The sequence below is a fragment of the Mycobacterium sp. ZZG genome, from assembly GCF_054786995.1.
In genome coordinates this window covers 1-5,630 of the sequence record NZ_JBTBFV010000110.1, presented here as the reverse complement: position 1 = coordinate 5,630, position 5,630 = coordinate 1, and the positions used below count along the sequence as shown (strand labels likewise).

The 5,630-nt window shown below is 66.9% G+C and carries 6 protein-coding genes and 1 tRNA gene; 2 read left to right on the top strand and 5 right to left on the bottom strand.

What is annotated here, in order from left to right:
* Positions 1-66 precede the first annotated feature (66 nt).
* The 4 genes from ACXMYJ_RS28350 to orn all read right to left on the bottom strand — a co-directional run bounded on the left by ACXMYJ_RS28350 (position 67) and on the right by orn (position 1,587).
* Complete coding sequence (locus tag ACXMYJ_RS28350) at positions 67-426, bottom strand: hypothetical protein (protein WP_460359462.1); 360 nt, start codon at positions 424-426, stop codon at positions 67-69.
* Positions 426-617 (bottom strand): helix-turn-helix domain-containing protein, encoded by a 192-nt coding sequence (locus tag ACXMYJ_RS28345; RefSeq protein WP_443189358.1) that lies wholly within the window; start codon positions 615-617, stop codon positions 426-428. The genes ACXMYJ_RS28350 and ACXMYJ_RS28345 overlap by 1 nt, the downstream gene beginning before the upstream one ends.
* A gap of 234 nt (positions 618-851) precedes the next feature.
* Positions 852-924, bottom strand: a tRNA-His gene (locus ACXMYJ_RS28340).
* Between the two features lie 27 nt (positions 925-951).
* Complete coding sequence (gene orn / locus ACXMYJ_RS28335) at positions 952-1,587, bottom strand: oligoribonuclease (RefSeq protein ID WP_260754395.1); 636 nt, start codon at positions 1,585-1,587, stop codon at positions 952-954.
* A gap of 82 nt (positions 1,588-1,669) precedes the next feature.
* Here orn and ACXMYJ_RS28330 point away from each other — a divergent pair, with 82 nt between their 5' ends.
* A complete protein-coding gene (locus tag ACXMYJ_RS28330) occupies positions 1,670-3,265 on the top strand; it encodes a helicase HerA-like domain-containing protein (protein ID WP_460359461.1) in 1,596 nt (531 codons plus the stop codon).
* 82 nt (positions 3,266-3,347) lie between these two features.
* On the opposite strand, the gene cmrA is transcribed toward ACXMYJ_RS28330, so the two are convergent.
* On the bottom strand, positions 3,348-4,154 hold the full coding sequence (gene cmrA, locus ACXMYJ_RS28325; protein ID WP_260754392.1) for a mycolate reductase: 807 nt from the start codon (positions 4,152-4,154) through the stop codon (positions 3,348-3,350).
* Positions 4,155-4,179: 25 nt separating this feature from the next.
* Here cmrA and ACXMYJ_RS28320 point away from each other — a divergent pair, with 25 nt between their 5' ends.
* The gene (locus ACXMYJ_RS28320; RefSeq protein WP_260754391.1) at positions 4,180-5,505 is read left to right on the top strand and encodes an MFS transporter; all 1,326 of its coding nucleotides are present in this window, start codon (positions 4,180-4,182) and stop codon (positions 5,503-5,505) included.
* Positions 5,506-5,630 lie beyond the last annotated feature (125 nt).

Here is a 5,630-nt window from a genome sequence, read left to right as displayed (position 1 = left end):
ACTTTCACCGGAAGTGCCTTTCTGACCTGGACTGATTAGTGCGTAGAGAACACCAATCTTCCCAGTTCAAAGGGCACTTTCCTCATTCCGACACCCTGCGACCAGCCGATACATCGGTGGATCGAGGTTAAGGCAACCGACCGCAAGATCGACTAGTTGATCCCGTGAAAGCTTCTCATTCGCTGCGATTAGCTCGTCAGCTTCGGCGTCGGTCATCGGACCAGTTAGTTCGCCCCTCTGGTCCCAGGCGGCAGAGGCCCTGTCAAGTGACTGCATGTTCGCAACTAGTCGCGCCATGAAGAAATGGCTGATCTTCGTTGTGTGCACTGAAACGGCGTCTCGGATGATTTCCGTATCGTCGGTGTATTTGACTGCCGTGTAGAGGCCTTCTAGGGCTGATTGCGCCGCTGCTGCGTCATCGCTCATCACAAACCCCCCACGGGTCGGCCAAGATTCTCTAAAGATCCTCGCTCAATCCTGATCAGCCGTGGACCGATTCGACGCGCTTTCAAGCGACCCTGCGCGATGTACCGGCGAACCGTTCGCGGATCGACGCCCAGGTGGTCCGCTGCGTGCTGAATTGACACAAGCGCATTTCTTTGTGAATTGGTAGCCATAACCTAAGTGTCTTGGCGTTCAGCATGGCGCTCACTGGGCGCAGCAAAGCCGCAGGCTGACCACGGTGCGACACGCCGAGCGGGAGGAATTGAGCACGCGCTCTGATCTGGGCTTTTCTAGCTGAATTGCCGCCCAGGTTGCGTCGGGCTTGTATCCCTTAAGGTTGCGTTAAGGGTGCAAGGGGTCCAGAAACGCAAATGGTGGGAGAGTCAAAAACCCTCTCCCACCTGCGGGGTGGCTGACGGGACTCGAACCCGCGACAGCCAGGATCACAACCTGGTGCTCTACCAACTGAACTACAGCCACCATCGCCGCGTGTGCGGCTTGGTCATACTAGCTGCTGTTGTCCTCTGGAGCCGAATCGCCATGGGCGACGGGCCCCAGCTCGGCCGCGACGGCGGCAATGTCGCTGGTCGACGGCCCGGGCGGCGGCACGAACGCGGTCTGCCGGTAGAACCGCAGCTCCCGGATCGACTCGTGGATGTCGGCCAGCGCGCGGTGGGCCAGTCCCTTCTCGGGCTGCCCGAAGTAGATCCGCGGGTACCAGCGGCGGCACAACTCCTTGATGGAGCTGACGTCGATCATGCGGTAATGCAGGAAGTCGTCCAGCTTCGGCATGTCCCGCGCGATGAACCCGCGGTCGGTGGCAATCGAATTGCCCGCCAGCGGCGCGGTCTTGGCCTGCTTGACGTGCTCGTGGATGTAGGTCAAGACCATGTCCTGCGCGGTCGCCACGTCGACGGTGGACGCGCGCACCTCGTCGATCAACCCGGACTTGGTGTGCATCTGGGCGACGACATCGATCATCGACGACAGCGCCGCGTCGTCGGCGTGGATCACCACGTCGAGGCCGTCGCCGAGGATGTTGAGCTCCGAGTCGGTCACCAGCACTGCGATCTCGATGAGAAGGTCGGACTTCAGGTCGAGGCCCGTCATCTCGCAGTCGATCCACACCAGTTCGTCACGCACAGCGCTCAACAGTAAGCCCCCTTGCTGTCACGGGCTGACTACACCCGGCCAATCGCGCCTGGTCCCGGATAAGGTGCGACGCATGACCACCGAGCCGGCCGCGCCTGCCGCGCAGCAGATCGCCGCAGGTTACGCCGCCGACGGGGCGGCGCTGGAGCTGGGTTGCGTCGTCGTCGACGGGGTGTGTGATCCGGCGGCCCGGGTGCGCATCCCGCTGGCCACGCTCAACCGGCACGGCCTGGTCGCAGGTGCGACGGGCACCGGTAAGACGAAATCGCTGCAGGTGATCGCCGAACAGCTGTCGGCGGCCGGGGTCCCGGTGGTGATGGCCGACGTCAAGGGCGACCTGTCGGGCCTCTCAGCGCCAGGCCGGCCCGGCGAACAGGTGAACCAGCGCGCCGCCGACACCGGCGACAGCTGGGCCGCGACGGCCTATCCCGTGGAGTTCCTGTCAATGGGCACCTCGGGTATCGGGGTGCCGGTGCGCGCCACGATCACCAGCTTCGGCCCGGTACTGCTGTCGAAGGTGCTGGGCCTCAACCGGACTCAGGAGTCCACGCTGGGCCTGATCTTCCACTGGGCCGATCAACAGGGGCTGCCGCTGCTGGACCTCAAAGACCTGCGGTCGGTGATCCAATACCTGACCAGTGAGGACGGGAAGTCGCAGCTGAAGGCGCTCGGTGCGGTGTCCACGAGCACGGCGGGGGTCATCCTGCGGGCGCTGGTCAATCTGGAGGCCGAAGGCGCCGACACATTCTTCGGCGAGCCGGAACTCGAACCCGACGACCTGCTGCGGGTGGACGCGTCCGGCCGCGGGGTGATCACGCTGCTGGAACTCGGCAGCCAGGCCGCCCGGCCGGTGATGTTCTCGACGTTCCTGATGTGGGTGCTGGCCGACCTGTTCACCTCGCTGCCCGAGGTGGGCGACCTCGACAAGCCGAAACTGGTGTTCGCCTTCGACGAGGCCCACCTGCTGTTCGCCGATGCGTCGAAGGCCTTCCTGGAGCAGGTCGAGCAGACGGTGAAGTTGATCCGCTCCAAGGGCGTCGGGGTGCTGTTCTGCACCCAGCTGCCCACCGATGTCCCCAAAGAGGTGCTCAGTCAGCTCGGCGCCCGCATCCAGCACGCGCTGCGCGCGTTCACCCCGGACGATCAGAAGGCGCTCACCAAGACCGTCCGCACCTACCCGAAAACCGACGTGTACGACCTGGAATCGGCGCTCACGTCGCTCGGGATCGGCGAGGCGGTCGTCACCGTGCTCTCCGAGAAGGGCGTGCCGACCCCCGTGGCCTGGACCAGGATGCGGGCGCCGCGCTCACTGATGGACACTATCGGACCCGAGGCGATCGCCGCTGCCTCGGCCGCCAGCCCGCTGCAGGCCGTGTACGGCCAGAGCATCGACCGGGACTCGGCATACGAACGGCTGGCCGCCCGGCTCGCGCCGCCACCTCCGGTCGCCGAGCAGCCTCCGGTCGCCGGGCAGCCTCCGGTCTGGGTGCCGCCGACGGTGGACATGCCGCCGATGCCGGCGCCCGCCGAGCCCGCCGGCCCGGGATTCCTCGAGACCGTGATGGACAGCCCCGCGTTCAAGAGCGCGATGCGATCGGCGGGCACGGTCATCGGCCGGGAGATCACGCGAAGCATCTTCGGCACCGGCCGCCGCAAGCGCAGGCGCTGACTCGCGCCGAAATCGCATTCCACGCGGCGAAATCGCGGTCATCCGCGCGTGGAATGCGATTTCGGCGGGAAAAGGGGCGGGGTCAGTCGCCGCCGAGCTTCTTGTACACCGCGCCGACGATCGGCGCCACGATCGCGCGCGGGGCGTAGCCGCTGGCCGCCGACATCGCCTTCGACGTGACGCCGGGCACGACGCGCATCTTGTTGCGCTCCAAGCCATCCAGTGACACCTTGGCGGTGTACTCGGTGTCGATCCACAGGAAGTCGGGGATCAGCCGCTCGACGAGCGACTGTTCGTCGGGGTCAGGCAGCTCGGTGCGCACCGGGCCCGGCGCGAGCACGGTGACGTGCACCCCGGCCGATTTCACCTCGCCGCGCAACGACTCGCTGAACGTGTTCGCGAAGGCCTTCGTCGCGGCGTACGTCGCGTTGTTCGGGATCGGTGAGTTACCGGCGGCCGAGCCCGAGATCAGGATCCCGCCGGCACCGCGCTCGACCATGCCCGGCAGCACCGCCAGCACCAGGTCGTGCACGCCGAGAACGTTGAGCTGCACCTGCTTCCGTTCCTCGGCGGGGTCCAGGGAGGCGACTGCACCGAACGTCGCGGTACCGGCATTGGCGCACAGGATGGAGATGTTGCGGTGGGCCAGCTCGTCGCAGAACGCGCCGCGCGCCACCGGATCGGCAAGGTCGACGGCACGCACCTCGACCGTCACGCCGTAGCTGTCGCGCAGGCGCTCGGCCAGCGCTTCGAGCACCTCCTCCCGACGCGCGGTGATGATCAGGTGGTGGCCCCGGCGGGCGAGTTCGACGGCGAGTGCTTCACCGATGTTCTGGGACGCACCTGTGACGACGGCGCGGGCATCCGCACTGGGAGCAGGGACGGGCATGGGCCGGACTATATCGTGAGCGTCCATGAGCGAGGTGTCGCCCGCGACCGGGCAGTCCGCTGACGCCGCGACACGCTCGCGGGTGTTGGCCTGGGCGTTGTGGGATTTCGGGGCCACGGCCATCAACGCGGTCGTCATCACCTTCGTCTTCACGGTGTATCTGACCGCGACGGTCGGGGACGACCTCCCCGGCGACACCAGTCCGGCGAGCTGGCTGGGCCGCGCCTTGGCGCTGGCCGGCCTCGTCGTCGCCGTGCTGGCGCCGGTGACCGGCGTGTGGGTGGACGCACCGGCCCGCCGCCGACGTGCGCTGGCGTTGCTGACCGGGCTGGTCGTGGTGATGACCGCGTCGATGAGCCTGATCCGCGACGACCACCGCTACCTGTGGCCCGGGCTGGTGCTGCTGGCTTGCACGGCGGCCTGCAGCGAGTTGGCCACCGTGCCCTACAACGCGATGCTGCGCGAGCTGTCGACGCCGTCCACGTCGGGCCGCATCTCCGGATTCGGTTTGGCGCTGGGCTATTTCGGCAGTGTGCTGGCGCTGCTGGTGGTCTACGTCGGCTTCATCGCCGGCGACGGGGACACCCGCGGGCTGCTGGGGCTGCCCGCCGAGGACGGGTTGAACGTGCGGGCGGCCATGCTGCTGGTCGCCGCGTGGTTCGCACTGTTCGCGCTACCGTTGCTGATCTCGGTGCCGCGCGTGCCCGGTCGTGAGCGCTCGACCCGGGTGGGGTTCACCGGGGCTTACCGCCGTCTCTGGACCGACATCCGCCAGGAGTGGCGGCGCGACCGCAACTTCGTCTACTACCTCGGCGCGAGCGCGGTGTTCCGAGACGGGCTCACCGGGATCTTCACGTTCGGCGCCGTGCTCGGGGTGAACGTTTACGGGGTGTCCCAGGCGGACGTGCTGCTGTTCGGTGTCGCCGCATGCGTGGTCGCGGCGCTGGGCTCGGTGATCGGCGGTCGCGCCGACGACCGGGTGGGTTCCAAACCCGTCATCGTGGTGTCGCTGGCCTCGATGATCGTTGTGGGTCTGGTGATGATGGCGCTGTCCGGGGCTTCGGCGTTCTGGGTGTGCGGCCTGCTGCTGTGCCTGTTCATCGGCCCCACCTTGTCTTCGGCGCGCACGCTGATGTTGCGCATGTGCGCGCACGGCAAGGAAGGGGTGACGTTCGGCCTCTACACGACGGCGGGGCGTGCGGTGACGTTCCTGGCCCCGTGGTTGTTCTCGCTGTTCATCGACGTCTTCGACAGTCAGCGCGCGGGCATGGGCGGTCTGGTGGTGGTGCTGACGCTCGGGCTGCTGCTGTTCCTGCCGGTCCGCGTACCTCGGCGGATGCGACCGGCTTAGCCTCGATCCACTGATGAATTGGGGTAGGTGTGCCTCGCTGGGCTGTTGAGGGCTGGTCCTGGTCGCGGGCAGGGGGTATCTGCTGGTCTGTCCAGCTGTTCCTGTGCGCTCCGGTCGGGCCTTTC

Bases quoted from the DNA above. Each gene is read 5' to 3' on its own strand.
- ACXMYJ_RS28350 (WP_460359462.1), bottom strand. From the start codon at position 426: ATGAGCGATGACGCAGCAGCGGCGCAATCAGCCCTAGAAGGCCTCTAC.
- ACXMYJ_RS28345 (WP_443189358.1), bottom strand. From the start codon at position 617: ATGGCTACCAATTCACAAAGAAATGCGCTTGTGTCAATTCAGCACGCA.
- ACXMYJ_RS28330 (WP_460359461.1), top strand. From the start codon at position 1,670: ATGACCACCGAGCCGGCCGCGCCTGCCGCGCAGCAGATCGCCGCAGGT.
- cmrA (WP_260754392.1), bottom strand. From the start codon at position 4,154: ATGCCCGTCCCTGCTCCCAGTGCGGATGCCCGCGCCGTCGTCACAGGT.
- ACXMYJ_RS28320 (WP_260754391.1), top strand. From the start codon at position 4,180: ATGAGCGAGGTGTCGCCCGCGACCGGGCAGTCCGCTGACGCCGCGACA.